This is a genomic window from Aminobacter sp. MSH1 (assembly GCF_003071665.1).
GTDB lineage: Bacteria > Pseudomonadota > Alphaproteobacteria > Rhizobiales > Rhizobiaceae > Aminobacter > Aminobacter niigataensis.
In genome coordinates this window covers 885,638-909,265 of sequence record NZ_CP026265.1, presented here as the reverse complement: position 1 = coordinate 909,265, position 23,628 = coordinate 885,638, and the positions used below count along the sequence as shown (strand labels likewise).

25 protein-coding genes are annotated in these 23,628 nt (G+C 64.6%); 17 read left to right on the top strand and 8 right to left on the bottom strand.

The genetic code is table 11. From position 1 onward, the window contains the following. The 6 genes from trpB to CO731_RS04425 form a co-directional block, all read right to left on the bottom strand. The gene (trpB, locus tag CO731_RS04450; protein WP_108606121.1) at window positions 1-1,221 is read right to left on the bottom strand and encodes a tryptophan synthase subunit beta; all 1,221 of its coding nucleotides are present in this window, start codon (window positions 1,219-1,221) and stop codon (window positions 1-3) included. A 29-nt stretch (window positions 1,222-1,250) separates the two neighbouring features. Further along, complete coding sequence (locus tag CO731_RS04445) at window positions 1,251-1,910, bottom strand: phosphoribosylanthranilate isomerase (protein ID WP_108606120.1); 660 nt, start codon at window positions 1,908-1,910, stop codon at window positions 1,251-1,253. 195 nt (window positions 1,911-2,105) lie between these two features. Beyond that, entirely contained in the window at window positions 2,106-2,864 is a 759-nt protein-coding gene (locus CO731_RS04440) for a M48 family metallopeptidase (protein ID WP_108606119.1), read from the bottom strand. A 92-nt stretch (window positions 2,865-2,956) separates the two neighbouring features. Then, a complete protein-coding gene (locus CO731_RS04435; protein ID WP_108606118.1) occupies window positions 2,957-3,397 on the bottom strand; it encodes a DUF2852 domain-containing protein in 441 nt (146 codons plus the stop codon). Window positions 3,398-3,514: 117 nt separating this feature from the next. Further along, on the bottom strand, window positions 3,515-4,657 hold the full coding sequence (locus CO731_RS04430) for a benzoate/H(+) symporter BenE family transporter (protein WP_108606117.1): 1,143 nt from the start codon (window positions 4,655-4,657) through the stop codon (window positions 3,515-3,517). 4 nt (window positions 4,658-4,661) lie between these two features. Then, window positions 4,662-5,435, bottom strand: a complete 774-nt coding sequence (locus CO731_RS04425) for an alpha/beta hydrolase (RefSeq protein ID WP_108606116.1) — start codon at window positions 5,433-5,435, stop codon at window positions 4,662-4,664. A gap of 200 nt (window positions 5,436-5,635) precedes the next feature. Between CO731_RS04425 and infC the strand changes: the two genes are divergently transcribed. The 11 genes from infC (at window position 5,636) to CO731_RS04370 (ending at window position 15,075) form a co-directional block, all read left to right on the top strand. Continuing rightward, on the top strand, window positions 5,636-6,172 hold the full coding sequence (gene infC, locus CO731_RS04420) for a translation initiation factor IF-3 (RefSeq protein WP_082496743.1): 537 nt from the start codon (window positions 5,636-5,638) through the stop codon (window positions 6,170-6,172). 197 nt (window positions 6,173-6,369) lie between these two features. After that, the gene (locus tag CO731_RS04415; RefSeq protein WP_108606115.1) at window positions 6,370-6,996 is read left to right on the top strand and encodes an isoprenylcysteine carboxylmethyltransferase family protein; all 627 of its coding nucleotides are present in this window, start codon (window positions 6,370-6,372) and stop codon (window positions 6,994-6,996) included. A gap of 210 nt (window positions 6,997-7,206) precedes the next feature. Continuing rightward, the gene (gene rpmI, locus CO731_RS04410; protein ID WP_055981974.1) at window positions 7,207-7,410 is read left to right on the top strand and encodes a 50S ribosomal protein L35; all 204 of its coding nucleotides are present in this window, start codon (window positions 7,207-7,209) and stop codon (window positions 7,408-7,410) included. A 37-nt stretch (window positions 7,411-7,447) separates the two neighbouring features. Continuing rightward, window positions 7,448-7,849, top strand: a complete 402-nt coding sequence (gene rplT / locus CO731_RS04405; protein WP_108606114.1) for a 50S ribosomal protein L20 — start codon at window positions 7,448-7,450, stop codon at window positions 7,847-7,849. A 114-nt stretch (window positions 7,850-7,963) separates the two neighbouring features. Then, window positions 7,964-9,049 (top strand): phenylalanine--tRNA ligase subunit alpha, encoded by a 1,086-nt coding sequence (pheS, locus tag CO731_RS04400; RefSeq protein ID WP_108606113.1) that lies wholly within the window; start codon window positions 7,964-7,966, stop codon window positions 9,047-9,049. Next, window positions 9,046-9,477 (top strand): ASCH domain-containing protein, encoded by a 432-nt coding sequence (locus CO731_RS04395; protein ID WP_108606112.1) that lies wholly within the window; start codon window positions 9,046-9,048, stop codon window positions 9,475-9,477. The genes pheS and CO731_RS04395 overlap by 4 nt, the downstream gene beginning before the upstream one ends. Beyond that, a complete protein-coding gene (gene pheT / locus CO731_RS04390; RefSeq protein ID WP_108606111.1) occupies window positions 9,474-11,879 on the top strand; it encodes a phenylalanine--tRNA ligase subunit beta in 2,406 nt (801 codons plus the stop codon). The genes CO731_RS04395 and pheT overlap by 4 nt, the downstream gene beginning before the upstream one ends. 97 nt (window positions 11,880-11,976) lie before the next feature. Next, window positions 11,977-12,555 (top strand): cytochrome b, encoded by a 579-nt coding sequence (locus CO731_RS04385; protein ID WP_108606110.1) that lies wholly within the window; start codon window positions 11,977-11,979, stop codon window positions 12,553-12,555. Window positions 12,556-12,624: 69 nt separating this feature from the next. Then, window positions 12,625-13,203 (top strand): YceI family protein, encoded by a 579-nt coding sequence (locus CO731_RS04380; RefSeq protein ID WP_108609619.1) that lies wholly within the window; start codon window positions 12,625-12,627, stop codon window positions 13,201-13,203. 96 nt (window positions 13,204-13,299) lie between these two features. Next, window positions 13,300-14,286: a Gfo/Idh/MocA family oxidoreductase gene (locus tag CO731_RS04375; protein WP_108606109.1), complete on the top strand. Its 987-nt coding sequence runs from the start codon at window positions 13,300-13,302 to the stop codon at window positions 14,284-14,286. A 90-nt stretch (window positions 14,287-14,376) separates the two neighbouring features. After that, window positions 14,377-15,075: a spermidine synthase gene (locus CO731_RS04370; RefSeq protein WP_108606108.1), complete on the top strand. Its 699-nt coding sequence runs from the start codon at window positions 14,377-14,379 to the stop codon at window positions 15,073-15,075. 749 nt (window positions 15,076-15,824) lie between these two features. On the opposite strand, the gene CO731_RS04360 is transcribed toward CO731_RS04370, so the two are convergent. Beyond that, the gene (locus tag CO731_RS04360) at window positions 15,825-16,937 is read right to left on the bottom strand and encodes a zinc metalloprotease HtpX (RefSeq protein ID WP_108606107.1); all 1,113 of its coding nucleotides are present in this window, start codon (window positions 16,935-16,937) and stop codon (window positions 15,825-15,827) included. 215 nt (window positions 16,938-17,152) lie between these two features. On the opposite strand from CO731_RS04360, the gene dnaK reads away from it, so the two are divergent. The 6 genes from dnaK (at window position 17,153) to CO731_RS04330 (ending at window position 22,816) form a co-directional block, all read left to right on the top strand. Then, window positions 17,153-19,069: a molecular chaperone DnaK gene (gene dnaK, locus CO731_RS04355; protein ID WP_108606106.1), complete on the top strand. Its 1,917-nt coding sequence runs from the start codon at window positions 17,153-17,155 to the stop codon at window positions 19,067-19,069. A 191-nt stretch (window positions 19,070-19,260) separates the two neighbouring features. Then, the gene (gene dnaJ / locus CO731_RS04350; RefSeq protein ID WP_108606105.1) at window positions 19,261-20,394 is read left to right on the top strand and encodes a molecular chaperone DnaJ; all 1,134 of its coding nucleotides are present in this window, start codon (window positions 19,261-19,263) and stop codon (window positions 20,392-20,394) included. A gap of 99 nt (window positions 20,395-20,493) precedes the next feature. After that, window positions 20,494-21,099, top strand: coding sequence for a phospholipid N-methyltransferase PmtA (gene pmtA / locus CO731_RS04345; RefSeq protein WP_108606104.1), 606 nt, complete (start codon window positions 20,494-20,496; stop codon window positions 21,097-21,099). 115 nt (window positions 21,100-21,214) lie between these two features. Further along, complete coding sequence (locus CO731_RS04340; protein WP_108606103.1) at window positions 21,215-21,811, top strand: NAD(P)H-dependent oxidoreductase; 597 nt, start codon at window positions 21,215-21,217, stop codon at window positions 21,809-21,811. Next, entirely contained in the window at window positions 21,808-22,506 is a 699-nt protein-coding gene (pyrF, locus tag CO731_RS04335; RefSeq protein ID WP_108606102.1) for an orotidine-5'-phosphate decarboxylase, read from the top strand. Before CO731_RS04340 ends, pyrF begins: the two co-directional genes overlap by 4 nt. 22 nt (window positions 22,507-22,528) lie before the next feature. Next, window positions 22,529-22,816 (top strand): DUF1330 domain-containing protein, encoded by a 288-nt coding sequence (locus CO731_RS04330; protein WP_108606101.1) that lies wholly within the window; start codon window positions 22,529-22,531, stop codon window positions 22,814-22,816. Between the two features lie 15 nt (window positions 22,817-22,831). On the opposite strand, the gene CO731_RS04325 is transcribed toward CO731_RS04330, so the two are convergent. Beyond that, entirely contained in the window at window positions 22,832-23,572 is a 741-nt protein-coding gene (locus CO731_RS04325; protein ID WP_108606100.1) for a metallophosphoesterase family protein, read from the bottom strand. Window positions 23,573-23,628 lie beyond the last annotated feature (56 nt).

Here is a 23,628-nt window from a genome sequence, read left to right as displayed (position 1 = left end):
TCAGATCTCCATGCCCAGCATTTGTGCGACCGTATGCACGTCCTTGTCGCCGCGGCCCGACAGGTTGACGATCATCACCTTGTCCTTGCCCATGGTCGGCGCGACCTTGACGGCATGCGCGATGGCATGGGCCGATTCCAGCGCCGGGATGATGCCTTCCACCTTGGTGGTGAGCTGGAACGCGTCCAGCGCCTCGTCGTCGAGGATCGGCACGTATTCGACGCGGCCGGTGTCGCGCAGCCAGCTATGTTCGGGGCCGACGCCGGGGTAGTCGAGGCCTGCCGAGATCGAATGACCGTCGAGGATCTGGCCGTCGGCGTTCTGCAACAGATAGGTGCGGTTGCCGTGCAGCACGCCGGGGCTGCCGGCATTCATCGAGGCACAGTGCTCGATGCCGTCGAGCCCGCGGCCGCCGGCTTCGATGCCGACGATCTTGACGCTGCGGTCGTCAAGGAAGGGGTGGAACAGGCCAATCGCATTCGAGCCGCCGCCGACGGCGGCCACGATCACGTCGGGCAGGCGCCCTTCCTGTTCGAGGATCTGGGTGCGCGCCTCGGTGCCGATCACCGACTGGAAGTCGCGGACCAGTTCCGGATAGGGGTGCGGGCCGGCGGCCGTGCCGATCAGGTAATAGGTGTCGTGCACGTTGGTGACCCAGTCACGCAGCGCCTCGTTCATGGCGTCCTTGAGCGTGCCGTGCCCGGCGTTGACGGGCCGAACCTCGGCACCGAGCAGCTTCATCCGGAAGACGTTGGGCTTCTGCCGCTCGACGTCGGTGGCGCCCATGTAGACGAAGCACGGGAAGCCGAAGCGGGCAGCGACCGTCGCCGATGCGACGCCATGCTGGCCGGCGCCGGTTTCGGCGATGATGCGGGTCTTGCCCATGCGCTTGGCAAGCAGGATCTGGCCGAGGCAATTGTTGATCTTGTGCGAGCCGGTGTGGTTGAGGTCTTCGCGCTTGAAGTAGATCTTCGCGCCGCCCAAATGCCGGGTCAGGCCTTCGGCATAATAGAGCTTGGAGGGCCGCCCGGCATAATGGGTCGACAGGTCGTTCAGCTCCGCCTTGAAGGCCGGATCGTTCTTGGCCTCGTCCCAGTGACGCTGCAGTTCGAGGATCAGCGGCATCAGCGTTTCGGCAACGAACCGTCCGCCGAAAATGCCGAACATGCCCTGCTCGTCGGGTCCGGTACGGAAAGAATTGGGCTCAGTCGGCTTGTTCACGGCCGATCTCCTTGCGGCTGGAGGCTCGATCAGGCGGCGCTGCGGTCGCTAGCTGCCCTGACGGCCCTGAAGAAACTCTCGATAAGCGCCGCATCCTTGACGCCCGGTGCGCTTTCCACGCCCGAGGAAATGTCGATGCCGGGCGGGTTTGCGAGCTTGATGGCGTCGCCGATGTTGACGGCGTTCAGCCCACCCGAAAGCATGTAATCGACGGAGGCGTCAAGGCCCGCGAGCAGCCGCCAGTCGAACGAGACGCCGTTGCCGCCGGGCAATTCGGAGCCGGCGGGCGGTTTGGCGTCGAAAAGCAGGCGGTCGGCGACACCGGCATAAGGTGCGATCGCCTCGAAATCGGCTGCCTCGCGAATGGAGAAAGCCTTCATCACGGGCAGGCCGTAGCGCGCCTTGACCTCGGCCACCCGCGCCGGGCTTTCCTTGCCGTGCAGCTGGATCATGTCGGGCGCCATGGCGGCGACGATCTCGTCGAGGAAGGCATCGTCGGCATCGACGGTCACGGCGACCGCCTTGGCCCTGCCTCGCGCAGCCTCGCGCAGCCGTCCGGCGTCTTCGGGCGACACGTTGCGCGGGCTCTTGGCGAAGAAGATGAAGCCGACATGGCTCGCGCCATTGTCGAGCGCAGTTGCCAGCGCCTCATCGGTCTTGAGGCCGCAGATTTTGATGTCGAAAGCCATGGCTGGGGAGTGGCACGAAAAGGCGGCGAAGTCGAGGAAAAGAGCGAATGCCTTACCCTCCCCCTTGTGGGGAGGGTCGGACCGCAGGTCCGGGGTGGGGGTAGTGAGGCGTACGGCCGGTTATAAGCAAGTCGTCCTTTGACCCCACCCCGCCGCTTCGCGTCGACCCTCCCCACTAGGGGGAGGGTAAGCCGCTCATTCGAACTGTATCGCCTGCAGCGCACCGCCATTGCGCTTGAGCCAGGCCTTGCAGCGCTCGGTGTCGGGGCAAAGCTCTTCGCACAGCTTCCAGAATTTCGGGCCGTGGTTCATTTCGCGCAGATGCGCCACCTCGTGGGCGACGAGGTAGTTGATCACCGGCGCCGGCGCCATCATGATCCGCCATGAGAACGACAGGGTTCCGTCCGAGGTGCACGAGCCCCAGCGGCTCGACGTGTCGCGGAAGCGGATCGCCTTGGCGCGGCGGCCGGCGGCCTCGCAGTGCTTTGCCACCATCGCCTCGATGTCGCGCTTGGCTTCGCGCTTGAGGAAGTCTGCGACGCGTCGCGCCAGATGCGTGCGGTCGCCATGAACGACAAGCGTCGGTCCGCTTTCGTCCTGCGACTGGCGCACCGTTCCGCGCGTTCCGCCCTCGTGGACGATCAGATGCGGGGTGCCGCGGATCGGGATCTTGATGCCCGGGCGCACCTGCGGCCTGTCGGGCACCTTGGCGAGGCGCTGTTCCAACCAGCCCTGGTGGCGGTCGAGAAACCGGTCGACCTCGCCCTGGCGCAGGCCGGGCGGCACGGTGATGCGCAGGCCGCGGCCGCCGGCGTCGATGCGCAGCGTCAGCCGCCGCGCCCGGTCGTTCTCGACGATCCTGAGCGGCAGCGTGCGGCCCGCGACGACATGATCCCGCTCCTGGACGGGGGCAGGCGCTGGTTTTGTCAGCTTGCGGAAGAAGCCAAAGGACATGGGGCGAGACTAGATGATTCGAGGGAAATCGGAGCAAAAGAAAACGGCGCCGCATGCACGGCGCCGTTGGCGTTCATCGCGTGGGTGCGGCCTCAGTCGTCAAGCAGGCCTGACTTGCCGCCCTTCTTGGGCGTGACCGTGGGCGCGGTCGGCTTGTTGCGGTTGGCCATGAAGCGGTCGAAGTCGTCCTGGTCCTTGGCCCGGCGCAGTTCGCGGGCATAGGTGTCGAACTCGTCGCGCATCTCGTCCAGCTTGCGGCGCTCTTCGTTGAGGCGCTCGAGTTCCTTCTCGCGCCAGTCGTCGAAGGCGACGTTGCCGGTCTGGGCGCTGGCCCGGTAGGAAGCCCGGCGGCAGCCGGCGAAGACGCCGTCGGTCGCACGGTTTACGTCGCGCTTGAAACCGTCAAGCCGGTCGCCCCAGATGATGTAGGCAAGCATGGCGAGGCCGAGCGGCCAGAACACCATGAAGCCGATCACCATCAATGCGATGGTCGCCGGCGTCCAGGCCGGACGGATCAGTGCAGTCGTGTTCATCTGTCTCCCGTTCCTTCTATCGGTGGCAGCCAGGTCGGCTGCTTGGAATCGAGATGGGAAGACAAAAATGGCGATTCAAGACGGTGCCGGGCAAAACCGGACAAGGCCTTGCGAATCCTAGCCCTTTTTCAAGTTTTCCAGCACCAGAACGACCAATCCGGCAACCAGTCCCCAGAAAGCTGAGCCGACACCGAGCAGCGTCAGCCCCGAGGCTGTGACGACGAAAGCCGTCGTCGCGGCCATGCGATGGTGCTCGTCCTTGAGCGCGATCGCCAGCGCATTGGCCAGCGAGGCCATCAGCGCCAGCCCCGCCACCAGCACGATCAGGCTCGGCGGCAGCACCGCGAAGATCGCCACCAGCGAGGCGCCGAAGGCGGCGAAGACGACATAGGCCAGCGCATAGTACGGTCCCGTCTTCCAGCGCTCCTTCATGTCGGGATGCACGTCCGGGCCGGTGCATATCGCCGCCGAGATTGCCGCGAGATTGGTGGTCGAGGCGCCGAACGGCGCAGACAGCACCGAGAACAGCCCGGTCACCCCGATTAGCGGGCCGGGCTCGGGATGGTAGCCGGCGGCGCGCAGCACGGCGAGGCCGGAAAGGTTCTGCGAAGCCATGGTGACGAGATAGAGCGGCACGGCCAGGCCGATGATGGCGGTGGCGGTGAACTCGGGCGCGATCAGCGTGAGTGTCGACAGTTCCGGTGCCGGCAGCCCGCCGACGCGGCCGGTGAGGAACGCCGCCAACCCGCCGCCGACCAGCACCACCAGAACCGACAGCGCCGGATTGTAGAGCCTGATCAGGAAAAACGCGGCAATCAGCGGCAGGATCAGCCATGGGTCGGACGGCACGGTCTTTGCCGCATTGATGGCGAAGGTCACGACGATGCCGGCCAGCATGGCAGAAGCAACTGAGGCCGGGATGCGCGAGATCAGCTGCGTCAGCGGCTTGATCAGTCCGGTCAGCACCAAAAGCACGCCGGTGACGAGAAAGGCACCGACCGCCTCGCCGATGGTGAAGCCGCTGCTCGCCGCGATCAGTGCCGCACCCGGCGTCGACCAGGCGGTGATGACAGGCATCTTCGTCCGCCACGACAGCCATGCGGTCTCCAGCGCCATGGCAAGGCAGATGGCGGTCACCCAACTCGCCGTCTGCACCTGCGTCGCGCCGACGGCGTCGGCGGCGGCGATGATGATCGCCAGCGTGCCGCCGAAGCCGACGATTGCCGCAACGAAGGCCGAGATCGGGATCGAGATGCGCATGCGTTCAGCCCGCCCGGATAATCATTTCGCCGACCGCACGGGTCAACAAATCGAGGTCTTCGGGCCGTGACAGCCGGTGGTCGCCGTTGGGCACCAGCGACAGCGTCGCATCGTCGGCGGGCAGAAGACTCATAAGCTTCAGCGCGTGGCTGTGCGGCACGTCGGGATCGGCAAGGCCCTGAATGATGTGGACGGGGCAATGCGTGTGGATCGGTCCGGTCATGACCAGGTTTTGGCGGCCGTCCTCGATCAGGGCGCGGGTATAGATGTAGGGCTCCGGCGAATACTCCGACGGCTCCTCGAAATAGCCCTTCTCGATGAGGTCTTTCCACTGCGCCTCGGTCAGCGCCGGTTCGACCAGCTCTGCGGTGAAGTCGGGCGCCGGTGCCAGAAGCACGAGGCCGGCGACGCGGTCGCCCTCGCCTGCCTTGTTGAGTTCGTCGTTCATCCTGAGCGCAATCCAGGCGCCCATCGACGAGCCGACCAGCATCTGCGGCCCCTTGGTGAACTTTCGAAAGACGGCGAGGCTCTCGGCCAGCCATTTCGAGATCGTGCCGTCGGCAAAGGCGCCGCCGCTTTCGCCATGGCCGGAATAGTCGTGGCGCAGGAAGGAGCGCCCCTCGCCTGCGGCCCAGGTGGCCAGCGTCTCCGCCTTGGTTCCCAGCATGTCCGATTTGTAGCCGCCGAGCCAGACAACGCCGGGTGCTGCACCGTCCTGATACCTTACGGCGATGCGGGTGTTGTCGACCTCGATGAAGTCCGGTGTGCTGGCAGTCATGTCAAATCCCCTCGGCACGGACTTGTGGCACAGCCGGCCCGATGCGGAAAGTGCCGCAAGAATCGTTCTTTTGGGGCAGTTCGCATGTGCGGAAGCAGGTGATTTGTTGCGAGTGCTGTGTTATTGACTTCGCCCGCGCGCTCCCCACATTGGCGCGTCCGCAAACATGACAACGTCAATGGCTCGAGGAGACAACGACCATTCGCAGACCTTTTAAAGCAGCCGCACCCACCAAGGACGGCCCGCGCGCTAACCGTGACATCCGGGTTCCCCGGGTCCAGCTGATCGACGTCGACGGTTCCAACCGTGGCGATGTTTCCATCAACGACGCACTCCTGGCCGCCGAAGAGGCAGGCCTCGATCTCGTAGAAATTTCCCCCAACGCCCAGCCGCCCGTCGTCAAGATTCTTGACCTCGGCAAGCTGAAATACGCCAACCAGAAGAAGGCGGCCGAGGCGCGCAAGAACCAGAAGGTCATCGAGATCAAAGAGATCAAGATGCGCCCGAACATCGACGACCACGACTACGAGACCAAGATGAAGGCGGTTCGCCGCTTCTTCGAGGAAGGCGACAAGGTCAAGCTGACGCTCAGGTTCCGTGGCCGCGAGATGGCGCACATGGAACTCGGCATGCAGCTCCTCAACAAGGTCCGTGAGGAGACCGCGGCCATCGCCAAGGTCGAGGCCGAGCCCAAGCTCGAAGGCCGCCAGATGATGATGGTGCTCGCGCCGCGCTGACGCATGGTGCGAGCCGCTCGAAGATCGACACAGATTTTCGGAATTCACGGCGTGACACTGCCGGAGCGTTTCTGCGCGTCCGAAAGGGCGCGCAGCGCTCCGCGGGTTCCGGCAGCCCTGCCGGAACGAGGCCATTTCTCCTGCAAGGCGCCGAGCGACAAACTCGCCACAAGCGAGCGGCTGGCGAGTGGAAAGCAATGAGCGAGCCGGAATACAAGGGCCTGGGCAGCTACCAGCACAGGCGCCGCATCGTGCTTGCCGCGTTGATCGTGGCGCTGTTCGCAGCGTTGCTGTTCGGCCAGTCCTCCTTCCCGCCCGACACGACGATCCATGAAGTCGTCGAAATGGCCGGCATCCTGATGATCTTCCTCGGCATCGTCGGCAGGCTCTGGTGCACGCTCTACATCGGGGGGCGCAAGTCGGGCGAGATCGTTACCGGCGGACCTTATTCGATGACCCGCAATCCGCTCTATGTCTTCTCGACGCTGGCTGCCGCCGGCGTCGGCGCGCAGATGGGCTCGATCGTCGTCAGCATCGGCTTTGCGCTCATGTGTGCCCTTGCCTTCCACGTCGTCATCCTGCGCGAGGAAAAGCACCTCGGACACCTCTTCGGCCCCGAATACGCCGCCTATGTCGCCCGGGTTCCGCGCTTCGTTCCCGACATCTCCCTTTACAAGGAGGGCGACACCGGCCGCTTCAAGCCGAAGCTGTTGCTGAACACGTTACTCGACGGTCTCGTCTTTCTGGTGGCCCTTCCTGTGTTCGAGCTGATCGACCACGCCCAGGTCACCGGCGCTCTGCCGGTGCTGTTCCGCCTCCCCTGAGGCCGCGGATTCATTGCTCTTGCGCCCCTTTCAGGGTGTTGCACTGCGCCAAACTTCCGCGTATATAGCCGCGTCCCAGAACCGCCCGGCAGGGCATGCCGTGGCGGTTTCATTTGCTTTTCGGGCTTTGGTCGGCCTGAAAACAACAACATGAAGGGATTTCGACAGCGCTTTCGGGTGCAACGGGATCCTGAAGAACGGAGTAGCAAAATGCCCAAGATGAAGACCAAATCCGCTGCCAAGAAGCGGTTCAAGATCACCGCGACCGGCAAGGTCCTGGCGGCTGCCGCCGGCAAGCGCCATGGCATGATCAAGCGTTCCAACAAGTTCATTCGCGATGCCCGTGGCACGATGGTTCTGGCTGAACCGGACGGCAAGAAGGTCATCAAGAATTTTCTGCCGAACGGCCTCTGAGCACTCGGCCTGGATAGCGTTTTAAGGAGATCATGACATGGCACGTGTAAAAAGGGGCGTAACCGCCCACGCCAAGCACAAGAAGGTTCTGCAGGCTGCCAAGGGCTTCTACGGCCGCCGCAAGAACACCATCCGCATTGCCAAGCAGGCGGTGGAAAAGTCGAAGCAGTACGCTTACCGCGACCGCAAGAACCGCAAGCGCAACTTCCGCGCCCTGTGGGTCCAGCGCATCAACGCCGCGGTTCGCGAGCACGGCCTGACCTACGGCCGCTTCATCGATGGCCTGAACAAGGCCAACATCGAGATCGATCGCAAGATCCTCTCCGACATGGCCATCTATGAGCCGCAGGCATTCGCCGCGCTCGTGGCCAAGGCCAAGGTTGCTCTTGAGTACCTCAAGAACACCACCCCGAATGCTTTTGAAAGCGCTGTTGCTTAACCAGCGCCTTCCCAAGCATCACTGACTTGATTTGGGAAACCCGCGCTGGCACGGCTGGCGCGGGTTTTTCTTTGCAGCAACGAAGGGCCGTTAGGGCCGCAACGGAACTGGACCATGAGCGATCTTGAAACTCTCGAACAGTCGCTGCTGAGCGACATCGCTTCCGCCGCCGACGAGCAGGCGATCGAGGCGGTGCGCGTCGCAGCCCTCGGCAAGAAGGGCTCGGTCTCGGAGATGCTGAAGACCCTCGGCGCGATGAGCGCCGAAGAGCGCCAGACCAAGGGCCCGGCGATCAACGGCCTCAAGAACCGCGTCACCGATGCGCTGTCCGCCCGCAAGACCGAACTGCGCGACGTTGCCATCAATGCACGCCTGATCGCCGAAAAGGTCGACGTCACCTTGCCGGTGCGCCAGTCGCCAGCCGAGCGCGGCCGTATCCACCCGATCAGCCAGGTCATCGACGAGATCGCTGCGATCTTCGGCGATCTCGGCTTCGCCATCGCCGAAGGTCCCGATGTCGAGACCGACCACTACAATTTCACCGCGCTGAACTTCCCCGAGGGGCATCCGGCGCGCGAGATGCACGACACCTTCTTCTTTCCGCCCGACCAGAATGGCGAGCGCAAGCTTCTGCGCACGCACACCTCGCCGGTGCAGATCCGCACCATGGAGACGCAGAAGCCGCCGATCCGCATCGTCATACCGGGCAAGACCTATCGCCAGGATTCGGACGCCACCCACTCGCCGATGTTCCATCAGGTCGAGGGCCTGGTGATCGACAAGACCGCCAACATCGCCAACATGAAGTGGGTGCTGGAGGAGTTCTGCAAGGCGTTCTTCGAGGTGCCCAGCGTCAAGATGCGCTTCCGCCCGTCCTTCTTCCCGTTCACCGAGCCGAGCCTCGAGGTCGACATCCAGTGCGACCGCTCGCGTCCCGGCGAAGTGCGCTTCGGCGAGGGCAACGACTGGATGGAGATCCTCGGCTGCGGCATGGTCCATCCGAACGTGCTGCGCCATGGCGGGCTCGATCCCGACGAATACCAGGGCTTCGCCTGGGGCATGGGCATCGACCGCATCGCCATGCTGAAATACGGCATGCCCGACCTGCGCGCCTTCTTCGACGCCGATGTCCGCTGGCTCCAGCACTACGGCTTCCGCCCGCTCGACATGCCGACCTTGTTCGGTGGCCTGAGCGCATGATCGACGCCGCCGACCGATATGCCGGTGCGGTGACCTTCGCTTTCGGCGACAGTCCCGAACTGGCTGACGAGTTGCTGGCGCTGGTGTTGTCGGGCCGCAAGACCGCGACCTGCGGTGCCTTGCGCGATTTTGATGGCGCCGAGCCGGTGCCCGAGGTCGGCCGCCGCGATGTCGTGCTCGATGGCCAGGGCCGCCGCGCTGCGGTCATCGAGACGATATCGGTCGAGCACAAGCGCTTCGACGAGGTCGATGCCGCCTTTGCCGCCGCGGAAGGCGAGGGCGACCTGTCCTACGACTATTGGCGAGAGGCCCACGAGGCCTATTTCGCCCGCAATGGCGGTTATGCGCCTGACATGATTTTGGTTTGTGAGCGGTTCCGCTTGGTGGAAGTGCTCGACCGCAACGACACGAAACGAGTGAACCCATGAAATTCACCCTCTCCTGGCTCAAGGATCATCTCGACACCGACGCCACGCTTGACCAGATCGTCGAGCGGCTGACCTCGATCGGCCTCGAAGTCGAATCCGTCGACGACAAGGCGGCGCTCAAGCCCTTCGTCATCGCCAAGGTGCTGACGGCCGAGCGTCATCCTGACGCCGACAAGCTGCAAGTGCTGAGCGTCGACACCGGCGACGGCAAGCCGGTGCAGGTCGTCTGCGGCGCGCCCAATGCGCGCGCCGGCCTGGTCGGTGCCTTCGCCGCTCCGGGTGCCTACGTTCCCGGCATCGACGTCACGCTGTCGGTCGGCAAAATCCGCGGTGTCGAAAGCCACGGCATGATGTGCTCCGAGCGCGAGCTGCAGCTGTCGGACGAGCACAACGGCATCATCGACCTGCCGGCCGATGCGCCTGTCGGCACATCTTTTGCGTCCTATGCTCATCTCGACGACCCGATGATCGAGATCAACCTGACGCCCAACCGCCCCGACGCCACCAGCGTCCACGGCATTGCGCGCGATCTCGCGGCGTCCGGCCTCGGCACGCTCAAGGGCGGCGATGTCGCGCCGGTCGCAGGCGAAGGCGAATGCCCGGTCAAGGTGACGATCGAGGCGCCCGAGCTCTGCCCCGGCTTCGCGCTGCGCCTTGTGCGCGGCGTCAAGAACGGCCCCTCGCCCAAGTGGATGCAGCAGCGCCTGCTCGCCATCGGCCTCCGCCCCATCAACGCGCTGGTCGACATCACCAACTACGTCACCTTCGACCGCGGCCGCCCGCTGCACGTCTTCGACGCCAGGAAGGTCGCCGGCAATCTGGTCGTCCGCCGTGGCCGCGAGGGCGACAAGGTCATGGCGCTCGACGGCCGCGAATATGCCCCGACCACCGAGATGTGTGTCATCGCTGACGACAACGGCGTCGAGTCGATTGCCGGTATCATGGGCGGCGAGCATTCCGGCTGCGATGAGAGCACCACCGACGTGCTGATCGAATCGGCGCTTTGGGACCCGATCACCACGGCCCGCACCGGCCGCACGCTCGGCATCATCACCGATGCGCGCTACCGCTTCGAGCGTGGCGTCGACCCTGAATTCATGGTTCCCGGCGTCGAGCTGGCGACGAAGCTGGTGCTGGAGCTCTGCGGCGGCCAGCCGACGAAGACCGATGTTGTCGGCTATGCCGGCCACAAGGCCAAGGTCGTTTCCTTGCCGCTCTCGGAGATCAAGCGCCTGACCGGCATCGAGGTGCCGAAGGCCGAAAGCCTCGACATCCTCACCCGCCTCGGCTTCGGCGTGAACGGCAGCGGCGACGTCGTCGATGTCACCGTGCCGTCCTGGCGTCCCGATGTCGACGGCAAGGCCGACCTGGTCGAGGAGGTCATGCGCATCCACGGCGTCGACAACATCGCGCCGCAGCCGCTGGGCGCCCATGACGCCGTCAACGGCAAGATCCTGACCACGCTGCAGATCCGCACCCGCTCGGCGCGCCGCGCGCTTGCCGTGCGCGGCATGATGGAGGCCGTCACCTGGTCGTTCATCCCGGCGAAGCACGCCGAGCTGTTCGGCGGCGGCCAGCAAAGCCTCAAGCTGTCGAACCCGATTGCAGCCGACATGTCCGACATGCGGCCTTCGCTGCTGCCGGGCCTGATCGCCGCGGCCCAACGCAACGCCGACCGCGGCCTGGGCGACGTTGCGCTGTTCGAAGTCTCGGGCACCTATGAGAGCGACACGGCCGACGGCCAGCGTCGCGTCGCCGCCGGCGTCCGCCGCGGCACCGCCAAGCTCGAGGGTTCGGGCCGCAACTGGTCGGGCAATGCGGGCAATGTCGGCGTGTTCGACGCCAAGGCCGATGCCATTGCCGCGCTCGAAGCCTGCGGCGCGCCCGTCGACCGGCTGCAGATCGAAACCGGCGCGCCTGAGTGGTACCACCCCGGCCGTTCCGGCGTCATCAAGCTCGGCCCCAAGGTCGTGCTCGGCACCTTCGGCGAGTTCCATCCGAGGACGCTCGAAGGCCTCGACGTGTCGGGTCCGCTCTGCGGCTTCGAGGTCTACGTCGACGCCGTGCCCGAGCCCAAGGCCAAGCCGACCAAGACCAAGCCGAGGCTCGATCTGTCGGCCTTCCAGGCGGTCAAGCGCGACTTCGCCTTTGTCGTCGACAAGGCCGTCGAGGCCGGCACCCTGACCCGCGCGGCACTCGCTGCCGACAAGAAGCTGATCACTGCTGTGTCGGTGTTCGACATCTTCGAAGGCGCGTTGCTCGGCGAAGGCAAGAAGTCGGTCGCCATCGAGGTGTCGATCCAGCCGGTCGAAAAGACGCTGACCGACCAGGATTTCGAGGCGCTCGCGGCCCGTATCGTCGAGAACGTCAAGAAGCAGACCGGCGGCGCGCTGCGCAGCTGACCTCCGGGTAGCCAAATACGAACAAAAGGCCGGGCCTCGCGCCCGGCCTTTCTCGTTGCCGGGAAACATTCGCCCGTCCCGCACGTTGAAGCCAGCGATGCTGCGCAACACGACAACCCGCTACGGCTGGGCCGCCATCATCCTTCATTGGCTGATCGGGCTGATCTTCATCGGCCAGTTCGCGCTGGGCTGGACGATGGTCCGCATTGTCAGCCAGCGCACCGCCTTTGAGCTGATCCAGCTGCACAAATCCTTCGGCTTCCTGCTGCTCGGGCTGGTGTTGATCCGCATCGGCTGGCGGCTCGCCAATCTGACTCCGGAACTGCCCGAAGAGGTCGGGCCGCTGGAGCGGCTGGCGGCTCCCTCGGTGCACTTCCTGCTCTATGCGGCGCAGCTTGTGGTGCCGTTGTCGGGTTGGGTGCTGGTTTCCGTCTCGGTGCTCGAAATCCCATCGATGCCGTTCAAGCTATTCGTCATGCCGCATCTGCCGCTCGGCGTCTCCGAGCAGGCCGAGGACTTCTGGATCTTCGGTCACAAATGGCTTGCCTATGCCGCCATCGCATTGGTCGTGTTGCACATTTTCGCGGCGTTCAGGCATCATTTCTGGCTGCGCGATGTCGTGTTGGTCAGGATGATTTCGCCCTTTATCGCAAGACGGGCGCGAAAGCCGGAATAGCAGCCGAGGCCGATTCGTTGGTGTCGGTGCGCGGCTCATATGGGCCGTGCCCTCAGGGAGTATGGTGACATGTCTTTGCGTGTTCTTGGCGTAGCAGCCCTCGTTGCCTTCGGCCTGGTCGACAGCACCGCCTCGGCGGTGGCGCTGTCGGATGCCGCCGGCCGGTATGCCATTTCCAACAACGGTTCGAGCATCCGCTTTGCCATCGGCAAGATCGGCGGTGGCGGGCTGAACGGCGCCTTTGGCCAGTTCAAGGGCACGATCCGCATCGATGGCGGCGATATCGGCCGTTCGCGCGTCGACCTGACCATCTTCCCCGACAGCGTCGGCACCGGCCAGGGCCGCATCGATGCCTTCCTGAAGTCGGACGCTGTCTTCGACGTCGCCAATTCGCGCCAGATCACCTTCCGCTCGACGTCGGTGCAGCGCACCGGCGACAATTCGGCCGTCATCACCGGACAACTGACGGCGCGCGGCCACACCTTCTCCGAAAAGTTCGCCGTCGAGCTGCAGGGCATGAAGGGTGGGCAGATCCGCTTTCATGTCAGCGGCAAGGTGTTCCGGTCGCGCTACCAGATGGATGTCGGCACGCCGATCTATTCCAACATCGTCGCCTTCGACATGGAGTTCAGCGGCCGCCGCGGCTGAGCGCCGTCGCCTGAAACCTCTGGCATTTCGCTGCTGCTTCCGCCAAGCTCGGCCACGCGGCCGGGCTGGCGCGCAGTCCATTTCGGGAGAGGTCAGATGTTTCGCTGGGGCGTACTTTCGACAGCCAAGATCGGCCGCGAGCAGCTGCTGCCGGCGATCGCCGATTCCACCAACGGCGTGGTCGCTGCGATCGCCAGCCGTGATGTCGCCAAGGCCCGCGCGCTGGCCGACCGTTTCGGCGCACCCCATGCCTTCGGCTCCTATGACGAGCTGCTGGCTTCGGACGCAGTCGACGGCGTCTACATTCCGCTGCCGACCTCTCAGCATCTCGAATGGGCGGCGAAGGCCGCCGAGGCCGGCAAGCATGTGCTGGTCGAAAAGCCGCTGGCGCTGAACGCGGCCGACATCGCGCCGCTGATCGAGATCCGCAAGCGCAACAAGGTCATCGTCTCCGAAGCCTTCATGGTCACCTACCATCCGCAATGGCTCAAGGTGCGCGACCTGATCGCGTCGGGCGCCATCGGCAAGCTCAGGCATGTCCAGGGCGCGTTTTCCTATTTCAACGTCGACCCCAACAACATGCGCAACCAGCTCGACCTTGGCGGCGGCGCCTTGCCCGACATCGGGGTCTATCCGACCGTGTCGACGCGGTTTTCGACCGGCAAGGAGCCGCTGCGCGTCCAGGCCAGCATCGAGCGCGACCCGAAATTCGGCACCGACATCTATTCCAGCGTACGCGCCGACTTCGGCGGGTTCGAGCTGTCCTTCTACCTCTCGACCCAGCTTGCCAACCGCCAGCTGATGGTCTTCCACGGCGACAAGGGCTTCATCGAGGTGCGCTCCCCCTTCAATGCCGGGCTTTACGAGCAGGAGCGCGTCGAGCTGCACAATGCCGGCCACAATGAAACGACGGTGTTCCATTTCTCCGGCGCCAAGCAGTACCGGCTCGAGGTCGAGGCCTTCGTGCGCGCAGCACAAGGCGGTTCCGACCATGTCTTTTCGCTGGAGGAGTCGGTGCTCAACCAGAAGGTCATCGACGCCATCTTCCGCGCCGGCGAGCATGACGGCTGGGAGGCTGTGTAGTCACCGGATCCGGTATGCTTGTCGAGATGTGACCAAGGGCGGGCCGTGTGCTAGGGAGCACGGCATGACCTGTTCGACGAGCTTGGTGCGATGATTCCCTGGACCGTACTCGATACCGCGAAGATTCCCGGTGGTGGCGAACTGCGCCTCAAGCAGCGCGGCACCGAGTTCTCGATCATGCTCGGTACCAACGAGCTGATGAACAGCCGCCTGAGCGGCTCCGAGGAAGCGCTGGCGAAACTGGCCTGCGACCGCATCGGCGGCCGTTCGAAGCCGACGATCCTGATCGGCGGGCTCGGCATGGGCTTCACCCTGCGCGCCGCGCTCGCCTTGCTCGGCAGGGACGCCCGCATCGTCGTCGCCGAACTGGTGCCCGAGGTGATCGCCTGGGCGCGCGGGCCGATGGCCGAGGTATTCGGCGGCTGCCTCGACGACCCGCGCGTCGAGATCCTGGAGGGCGATGTCGGTCGCCTGATCCGCGATGGCGCCGGTGCGTATGATGCCATCCTGCTCGATGTCGACAACGGCCCCGAAGGCCTGTCGCGCGACGCCAATGACAGCCTCTACAACTATGCCGGCCTGCATGCGGCGAAGACCGCGCTGAAGCCGGGCGGCGTGCTGACGGTCTGGTCGCAAGGGCCGGACAAGTCGTTTTCGCGGCGCTTGCACGAGAGCGGTTTCGTCGTCGACGAGGTCAAGGTCCGGGCCAGCACCAGGGGCGGCGGGGCCCGCCATGTCGTCTGGGTCGCCGCCAGTGGCGGAGTGCCCAAGGCGAAGGGCCGGAGGTAGGGCGCTCTTCCCTTCTCCCTTGTGGGAGAAGGTGCCCGAAGGGGCGGATGAGGGGTGCTGGACGGAGTGCCACACTTCCGAACCTCCCGACGACATCCATTTCTCCACCCTCTCACTCCTTCCAACACCCCTCATCCGACCTCGCTTCGCTCGGCTGCCACCCGGCCCTCCGCTATGGCTCCGGGCGTTCGTCGTTGGAAAAGCCAAATCGTTGGCTTTTCCTGGCCTTCGGCCACCACTCCTCACCCCACAAGGGGAGAAGGCAAGTGCTCGCCTTGCCACGCTCGCTTTCGCGCCTGACCATTGTCAAAGAGCGCTCCCTTGCCGGGAGGTAGTTCGGGAAGCGGGGCGCGAGGCCGTGCCTTCCGATAATTAGTATGTGGCGCGACGTTCGCGCCCCGCCCGGTTGCTTGCCCCGCTCAGTCGCCTCGGCTTTCACCGCCAGCCGCCGCAAGGCCCGGGCTTGGGGGCTCATCACCCAGCAGGAGAACCGACCTCCTGCCAGCCCGGCACCGGCGCTTCCTCCCGCTGCCCGGTGCGCACCGGGGTCCCGTGGAAGATCGCAAGGTGAATGATACGGGAGGTGGAGAGGGGGTGGAAAAACGGGGACGGTCTATCCACGCGGGCTGCTGACAGATGGTGACAGCCAATCGCGACTGAGGAGATGTTGCAAGACTTCCCGCGTGGCGATTAATGTTCAAAAAACGCAAAAACGGTGGAAATTCTCTCCCCTGCTTCCGGCACCAAAATCACCACCACACCCCGCCTCGCGTCACCCGGATGCGCGGGCGCCCGCCATCGGGCGGGTTGATCGATATGTCGCTGGCCGGCCGGGTGTCGTCGGCGAAGTCGGTATTGGCGGCGTTGATGAAGCCGCGCGCGCCATGCGGCAGGTAAGTGCCGGGATGCGCACGGATCTTCGGGATCATCGAGGGCCGTGGCGCGCGCGGCAGGTCCGGTGCGCCGGCGACGGCAAGTTCATCGGCGACCTCCGCCCCCTTCAGCGCCCGCAGCCGGGCGACGCGGTCGGCGGTCAGTGGGTGGCTGCGCAGAACCGAAGGGTCGGGAATGCGGCCGCTGGGCAGGATGATGTTTTCCCACAGCTTGCCTTGTGCGCGTTCGAGCTTGGTCAGCGCCGAGGCCAGCCCATCGGGATCGCCGGTCAAAACCGCGGCGCCAAGGTCGGCATCGAATTCGCGGGTGCGCGACAGCGCCATCTGCAGCAGGCCGCCGACGGTGGGGGCTGCCAGCAGCACCAGCACCGCCAGCCACGGCACCTGCGCGCGGAAACCGCCGGCAAAGCCGAACAGGTTGAAGAACAGCGAAAACAGGCCGACCGTCGACATGAACGAGGTGAAGCGCGACACCATGTCGGCAAAGGCCATCACCTTCACGTCTTCATGGGCGATGTGGCTGATTTCGTGGGCCAGGACGCCGGCCAGCTCGCGCGGGGTGAGGTTGCGGGCGAGCGCGTCGGTGACGGCGATGGCCGCATCGTCGCGGCGGCCGACGGCAAACGCGTTCATCATCTTGGACGGGATGACGTAGAGCTTGGGGACTGCCGGTAGCTCGGCCCGTCGGGCGAGCTCCTCCACGATGCGGAAGCCGGCGGGAAAGTCGGCGGCGCCGACCTGACGCGCCTTGTACATGGACAGCACCATTTGCGGGCTGATGCGCCGCACCGCCCACATCGAGACGGCACCGAAGATCAGCGCATAAAGCAGGCCGGTGCTGCCGGCGAAGGCCCATGCCGTGATGCCGAGCAGCAGCAGGCTGCCGGCCCCGAGCAGCCAGGTTTGCAGCATATTCAGCGTGCGGTTGCGCCGATGCTCGAATAGGTTGATGGAATGCGGTTCGCTCATACCCCAAATATGAGCTTGCCACAGGCTTTTGCCGAGTCCCGGCGCATGAAATTTGCAGAACGCTTGCGCTGCCAGAAGCCTGTTCTTATATACGCCGCAACACCGCTTCGGCCCGGAAAACCGGTATCCGGAGCGGCATTCTGAGTGAACAGGGGCTTTCGTCGGAACGCCTTTATGGGTCCAGAGAGCCTGCTTAGCGGAGAGAAGACTTTAAAATGGCAAAAGTTATCGGCATCGACCTGGGAACGACCAATTCCTGCGTCGCCGTCATGGACGGCAAGGACGCGAAAGTCATCGAGAACGCGGAAGGCGCGCGCACGACCCCTTCCATCGTCGCCTTCAGCGGTGACGGCGAGCGTCTCGTCGGCCAGCCGGCGAAGCGCCAGGCGGTCACCAATCCTGAAAACACCGTCTTTGCGGTCAAGCGCCTGATCGGCCGCCGCTATGACGATCCGGTCACTGCGAAGGACAAGAAGCTTGTCCCCTACGAGATCGTCAATGGCGACAATGGCGACGCCTGGGTCGAGGCCGGCGGCAAGAAGCAGTCGCCCAGCCAGATCTCGGCAATGATCCTGCAGAAGATGAAGGAAACGGCGGAAGCCTATCTCGGCGAGAAGGTCGAAAAGGCCGTCATCACCGTTCCGGCCTATTTCAACGACGCCCAGCGCCAGGCCACCAAGGACGCCGGCAAGATCGCCGGCCTCGAAGTGCTGCGCATCATCAACGAGCCGACCGCGGCAGCCCTTGCCTATGGTCTCGACAAGACCGAAGGCAAGACCATTGCGGTCTATGACCTTGGCGGCGGCACCTTCGATATCTCGGTTCTCGAAATCGGCGACGGCGTGTTCGAGGTCAAGTCGACCAACGGCGACACCTTCCTCGGCGGCGAAGACTTCGACATGCGCCTGGTCGAGTACCTGGCGGCCGAGTTCAAGAAGGAACAGGGCATCGACCTGAAGAACGACAAGCTGGCCCTGCAGCGCCTCAAGGAAGCTGCTGAAAAGGCCAAGATCGAGCTGTCGTCGACGACCCAGACCGAAATCAACCTGCCCTTCATCACCGCTGACGCGACCGGCCCCAAGCACCTGACGCTGAAGCTGTCGCGCGCCAAGTTCGAGCAGCTGGTCGACGACCTCGTCCAGCGCACGATCGAGCCGTGCAAGGCTGCGCTCAAGGATGCCGGCCTCAAGGCTGGCGAGATCGACGAAGTGGTCCTGGTCGGCGGCATGACCCGCATGCCCAAGATCCAGGAGATCGTGAAGCAGTTCTTCGGCAAGGAGCCGCACAAGGGCGTCAACCCCGATGAGGTGGTTGCTCTTGGTGCCGCCATCCAGGCCGGCGTGCTGCAGGGCGACGTCAAGGACGTGCTGCTGCTCGACGTGACCCCGCTGTCGCTCGGCATCGAGACGCTGGGTGGCGTGTTCACCCGCCTGATCGAGCGCAACACCACGATTCCGACCAAGAAGAGCCAGGTCTTCTCGACGGCTGAGGATTCTCAGTCGGCGGTGACCATCCGCGTCTTCCAGGGCGAGCGTGAAATGGCGCAGGACAACAAGATGCTCGGCCAGTTCGACCTCGTTGGCATTCCGCCCGCACCGCGCGGCGTGCCGCAGATCGAAGTGACCTTCGACATCGACGCCAACGGCATCGTCAACGTCTCGGCCAAGGACAAGGGCACCGGCAAGGAACACCAGATTCGCATCCAGGCATCTGGCGGCCTGTCGGACGCCGACATCGACAAGATGGTCAAGGACGCCGAGGTGAATGCCGACGCCGACAAGAAGCGCCGTGCGCTGGTCGAGGCACGCAACCAGGCCGAAAGCCTGCTGAACAGCAGCGAAAAGTCGCTCAAGGACTATGGCGACAAGGTCACCGAGGCCGACCGCACCGCGATTTCCGATGCGATCACCGCCCTCAGGACCGCCACCGAAAGCGACGACGTCGAGGCGATCAATGCCAAGTCGCAGACGCTTGCCGAAGCTTCGATGAAGCTCGGCCAGGCGATGTACGAGGCGTCGCAGAAGGAAGCGGCTGAATCCGATGCCGCGGCTGACGCGGCCAAGGACAGCGACGTCGTCGACGCCGATTTCGAGGAAATCGACGACAACGACGACAAGAAGAAGTCGGCTTAAGTGCCCATTTCGAGGCTCTGACAAGAAAGCCCGGCGGTTTGGCCGGGCTTTTTTGCAACCTGAAGCGAAAAAGTGCGGCGAAAGCCGCGCAAACTCTGGCATCGCGGCCTCAGGCTCACTAAATCGAAGCCTGTCGCCAGAACACCGGCAAACAATGCCACAAGACATTGGGCAACCGGCAGCGGGAAGATATGAAAGCTGATTTCTACGAAACGCTGGGCGTCCAGAAGGGCGCTGACGAGAAGGAGCTGAAGTCGGCCTTCCGCAAGCTCGCCATGCAGTTCCATCCCGACCGCAATCCTGGCGACGATGCCTGCGAGCACAAGTTCAAGGAAATCAACGAAGCCTACGAGACGCTGAAGGACCCGCAGAAGCGCGCCGCCTATGATCGCTTCGGCCACGCCGCCTTCGAGAATGGCGGCATGGGCAATGGCGGCGGCGGCGGTTTCGGTTCGGGCGGCTTTGCCGACATCTTCGAGGACATCTTCGGCGACATGATGGGCGGCGGCCGGCGTCGCTCCTCAAACGGTCGCGAGCGCGGCGCCGACCTGCGCTACAACATGGAGATCACGCTCGAGGAGGCCTTTGCCGGCAAGACCGCGCAAATCCGCGTGCCGACGTCGATCCTGTGCACCGAATGCGCCGGCTCCGGCGCCAAGCCGGGCACCCAGCCGGTAACCTGCTCGATGTGCGCCGGCCACGGCAAGGTGCGCGCCAGCCAGGGCTTCTTCTCGATCGAACGCACCTGCCCGCAGTGCCAGGGCCGCGGCCAGACCATCAAGGACCCGTGCGGCAAGTGCGCCGGCCAGGGCCGCGTCACCGAAGAGCGTTCGCTGTCGGTCAACATTCCCTCGGGCATCGAGGACGGCACCCGCATCCGTCTTGCGAATGAGGGCGAAGCCGGCCTGCGTGGCGGCCCGTCGGGCGACCTCTACATCTTCCTGTCGGTCAAGCCGCATGAGTTCTTCCAGCGCGACGGCGCCGACCTCTATTGCAAGGTGCCGATCTCGATGACCACGGCCGCCCTGGGCGGCTCGTTCGAGGTGGCGACGCTCGACGGCACCCAGACGCGGGTGAAGGTGCCTGAAGGCACCCAGAACGGCCGCCAGTTCCGGCTCAAGGGCAAGGGCATGCCGATCTTGCGCCAGCCGCAGATCGGCGATCTCTACATCCAGACAGCGGTCGAGACACCGCAGAGCCTGACGCGGCGCCAGCGCGAACTGCTCGAAGAATTCGAAAAGCTGTCCTCGACCGAGAATTCGCCGCAATCGAGCGGCTTCTTCTCGCGCATGAAGGACTTTTTCGAGTCCTTCGGGGACAAGTGAGAATTGTTTCTGCCGTAACGTAAATTGAGCCAGCTTTCCGCTTGCCTTGAGCCACTTTGCTGTTATTTCTCCGGCAGCAGGGGTGAGGAGATCAAAGTGATGCCACGCGGTTCCGGATTGCGCAAAACCCTTGCGGCCAAGTTCGATGACGAGTTGAAGTTCTTCAAGGGCTGGATCGACAAGCCGAAAGCCGTCGGCTCGATCGTGCCGACGAGCTCGTTCACCGCAAAGCGCATGGCCTCGGTCATCGACACCAAATCGGGCCTGCCGGTCCTCGAAGTCGGTCCCGGCACCGGCGTCATCACCAAGGCGATCCTGGCCCACGGCGTGAAGCCGGAAGACCTCTACACGGTCGAATACTCCGCCGATTTCGTCCAGCACCTGCGCCGCAACTTTCCAGGCGTCAACGTCATCGAGGGCGACGCCTTCGCGCTCGATGCCACGCTCGGCGACAAGAGCGGGCTGGTCTTCGATTCGGTCATCTCGGGCGTGCCGCTGCTCAACTTCCCCGTTGCCAGCCGCGTCGCCTATCTCGAAGGCCTGCTCAAGCGCATTCCCGCCGGCCGTCCGGTGATCCAGCTCACCTACGGGCCGAAGTCGCCGATCCCGCCGGGACTGGGCAACTACACGGTCGAGCATTTCGACTTCGTCATCCGCAACATCCCGCCGACGCAGCTTTGGGTCTATCGCCGCGGCAAGCACTGACCTTGCCTTTCCGGCGCAAATCCGGGTCGAAAACCGCTTCACGTTTGCCCGATTTGCTCTATACCCGCAGCCATGAGACTGAGCGCGCGTGGAAACGCGCGCAACAGGATGGTTGATGCCGATAATCCCCAGGATCCTCGTCTTCGCCGGTTCGACCAGGACGGGCGCCTATAGCGGCCGGACCGCCGACTGCGCCCAGAAGGAATTGGCGCTGCAGGGCGCCGACGTGACCCGCATCTCGCTGGCCGACTATGAGCTGCCGTTGATGAACGAGGATCTCGAGGAGCACGAAGGCGTACCCGAAAACGCCGTGAAGCTCGCCCGCCTGATCGACATGCATGACGCCGTGCTGATCGCCACGCCTGAATATAACGGCTCGATGCCGCCGCTGCTCAAGAACGCCATCGACTGGGTCAGCCGTGTCAGCCGCGACGGCACCACGCGGCTTCGGCCCTACCCCGACAAGCTGGTGGCCATCTGCTCGTCGTCCGACGGCCATTTCGCCGGCATCCGCAGCGCCACCCATCTGCGTTCCGTGCTGTCGCACATCCAGATGGACGTGATCTCGCCGCAGGTTTCGGTGCCGCATGGCGGCCAGGCCTTCGACGAGAACGGCGATTTCCGCGAAGAACGCCTGCGCAAGGGCATGGAGCGGCTGTGCCGCGAACTGATCCAGCGGGCGATACTGCTGTCAACGAGGACCGAGCCATGAAGATCGAAGCAATGCGTGACCGGCTGATCGTCGGGCTCGACGTGCCCAGTGTGAAGGACGCCGAACAGGTGGTCCGCGACCTCGACGGCACCGCCACCTTCTTCAAGATCGGCTACCAGTTGGCCTTTGCCGGCGGTCTCGACTTCGCCCGAGAGCTTGCCAGCGACGGCAAGAAGGTGTTCCTCGACATGAAGCTGCTCGACATCGACAACACGGTGGCCAAGGGCGTCGAGAACATCGTCAAGATGGGCATGGCGATGCTGACCCTGCACGCCTATCCCAAGGCGATGAAGGCAGCGGTGGAAGCGGCCAGGGGCAGCGACCTGCGCCTGCTTGCGGTCACCGTTCTGACCTCGATGGACGAAAAGGACATGATCGACGCGGGCTACGAGTACGACCCGCACACGCTGGTGCTGCGCCGCGCCGAACAGGCGCTCAAGGCGGGCATGGGCGGCATCGTCTGCTCGGCCAGCGAGGCGTCCGCGGTGCGTCGCATCGTCGGTCCAAACATGGCGGTCGTTACCCCCGGCATCCGCCCGGCGGGCAGCGACCATGGCGACCAGAAGCGCGTCGTTACCCCTGCCGACGCCATCCGCAACGGCTCGAGCCACCTCGTCGTCGCCCGGCCGATCGTCGGCGCAGTTGACAGGCGGGCTGCGGCACAGGCTATCCTCGAAGAAATGGCGCAGGCCTGAGCATTTTTCGGGGAGGAAATTGATGACCAAGGCTTACTGGATCGCACGCGTCGACGTGCGCGACCCCGAGGGCTACAAGGGCTATGTCGCTGCCGCGAAACCGGCCTTCGAACGTTTCGGCGCCAAGTTCATCGCCCGCGGCGGCGCTCATGAAGCCGTGGAAGGCCCCGGCCGCGCCCGCAACGTCATCATCGAGTTCGCCTCGATGGAAGACGCGCGCAACTGTTACTTCTCGCCTGACTACCAGCACGCCAAGTCGATCCGCCAGCAATTCGCCGATGGCGAGATCATGCTGGTCGAGGGTGTCTGACCACTACGCCTGCCGCTATGCTGGAGGCATGCGGCCGGTGCGGACGGAATAGGCGACGGCATCCCGGCCGGCCTGCTCGGCCTGGCGCGCGGCGGCCTCGAAATCATAGGGTACGGCTCGCAGTTCTGCCGCCCACCCGTCGGCAAGGCTTTCGACGATTGCATATCGCGCATGGGGAGCCCCGGCCTCCATCACATGCGGGACGGGCGTCGTGTCGCGATATCCCGGCATGCCGACACTGCCAGGGTTGACGATCAGGATGCTACCGGCGGAAGCGATGCGTGGAATATGGGTGTGGGCGCACAGGACCAGGCGCGCCTTGCCGATCCCTGCAAGCCTGGGAAGGATGGCTTCCTCCGCATCCAGCATCGGGCGGCCGGAACTGACGTCCTCGAGAAGATATTCCAGATCGCCGCCCGCTGGGCTTCCATGGCAGGCAAAGACCTGTCCATCCGCGAGTTCGAGTGTCTCTGGCAGGCTTGCCATCCATTCGAAATGCGCGCCGGTCAGGCGGGGGCTCGCAAAGGCATCCGACAGGCCCGTGCCGCCTTGGAGCAATTGGCGCTCGTGGTTCCCGGCAATCGTGGGGCATTCGAGGGCAATCTGCATGTCGGCACTGCGGGCCGGATCGAAAGGTCCCGAGACAAGATCGCCGAGATTGACGATGAGGTCGGGTGCGGAGGCCCGTATGTGAGCCAGGACCGCCTCGAGCGCCAGCGCGTTTCCGTGAACATCAGCAATTGCAGCAATTCGCATTGAACCCCCGATTTTCGTGCCGACACCGACGCTAGTGCAAGCCGGCGTCGCCGACA

What these genes read in the sequence shown, in the direction of transcription:
- pheT (WP_108606111.1), top strand. Translation starts at nt 9,474, where the DNA reads ATGAAATTCACCCTCTCCTGGCTCAAGGATCATCTCGACACCGACGCC.
- CO731_RS04340 (WP_108606103.1), top strand. Translation starts at nt 21,215, where the DNA reads ATGCCGATAATCCCCAGGATCCTCGTCTTCGCCGGTTCGACCAGGACG.
- CO731_RS04415 (WP_108606115.1), top strand. Translation starts at nt 6,370, where the DNA reads ATGAGCGAGCCGGAATACAAGGGCCTGGGCAGCTACCAGCACAGGCGC.
- CO731_RS04440 (WP_108606119.1), bottom strand. Translation starts at nt 2,864, where the DNA reads ATGTCCTTTGGCTTCTTCCGCAAGCTGACAAAACCAGCGCCTGCCCCC.
- rpmI (WP_055981974.1), top strand. Translation starts at nt 7,207, where the DNA reads ATGCCCAAGATGAAGACCAAATCCGCTGCCAAGAAGCGGTTCAAGATC.
- rplT (WP_108606114.1), top strand. Translation starts at nt 7,448, where the DNA reads ATGGCACGTGTAAAAAGGGGCGTAACCGCCCACGCCAAGCACAAGAAG.
- CO731_RS04395 (WP_108606112.1), top strand. Translation starts at nt 9,046, where the DNA reads ATGATCGACGCCGCCGACCGATATGCCGGTGCGGTGACCTTCGCTTTC.
- CO731_RS04360 (WP_108606107.1), bottom strand. Translation starts at nt 16,937, where the DNA reads ATGAGCGAACCGCATTCCATCAACCTATTCGAGCATCGGCGCAACCGC.
- CO731_RS04385 (WP_108606110.1), top strand. Translation starts at nt 11,977, where the DNA reads ATGCTGCGCAACACGACAACCCGCTACGGCTGGGCCGCCATCATCCTT.
- CO731_RS04330 (WP_108606101.1), top strand. Translation starts at nt 22,529, where the DNA reads ATGACCAAGGCTTACTGGATCGCACGCGTCGACGTGCGCGACCCCGAG.
- dnaJ (WP_108606105.1), top strand. Translation starts at nt 19,261, where the DNA reads ATGAAAGCTGATTTCTACGAAACGCTGGGCGTCCAGAAGGGCGCTGAC.
- CO731_RS04370 (WP_108606108.1), top strand. Translation starts at nt 14,377, where the DNA reads ATGATTCCCTGGACCGTACTCGATACCGCGAAGATTCCCGGTGGTGGC.
- CO731_RS04445 (WP_108606120.1), bottom strand. Translation starts at nt 1,910, where the DNA reads ATGGCTTTCGACATCAAAATCTGCGGCCTCAAGACCGATGAGGCGCTG.
- CO731_RS04375 (WP_108606109.1), top strand. Translation starts at nt 13,300, where the DNA reads ATGTTTCGCTGGGGCGTACTTTCGACAGCCAAGATCGGCCGCGAGCAG.
- CO731_RS04325 (WP_108606100.1), bottom strand. Translation starts at nt 23,572, where the DNA reads ATGCGAATTGCTGCAATTGCTGATGTTCACGGAAACGCGCTGGCGCTC.
- CO731_RS04425 (WP_108606116.1), bottom strand. Translation starts at nt 5,435, where the DNA reads ATGACTGCCAGCACACCGGACTTCATCGAGGTCGACAACACCCGCATC.
- pyrF (WP_108606102.1), top strand. Translation starts at nt 21,808, where the DNA reads ATGAAGATCGAAGCAATGCGTGACCGGCTGATCGTCGGGCTCGACGTG.
- CO731_RS04380 (WP_108609619.1), top strand. Translation starts at nt 12,625, where the DNA reads ATGTCTTTGCGTGTTCTTGGCGTAGCAGCCCTCGTTGCCTTCGGCCTG.
- CO731_RS04430 (WP_108606117.1), bottom strand. Translation starts at nt 4,657, where the DNA reads ATGCGCATCTCGATCCCGATCTCGGCCTTCGTTGCGGCAATCGTCGGC.
- pmtA (WP_108606104.1), top strand. Translation starts at nt 20,494, where the DNA reads ATGCCACGCGGTTCCGGATTGCGCAAAACCCTTGCGGCCAAGTTCGAT.
- pheS (WP_108606113.1), top strand. Translation starts at nt 7,964, where the DNA reads ATGAGCGATCTTGAAACTCTCGAACAGTCGCTGCTGAGCGACATCGCT.
- CO731_RS04435 (WP_108606118.1), bottom strand. Translation starts at nt 3,397, where the DNA reads ATGAACACGACTGCACTGATCCGTCCGGCCTGGACGCCGGCGACCATC.
- dnaK (WP_108606106.1), top strand. Translation starts at nt 17,153, where the DNA reads ATGGCAAAAGTTATCGGCATCGACCTGGGAACGACCAATTCCTGCGTC.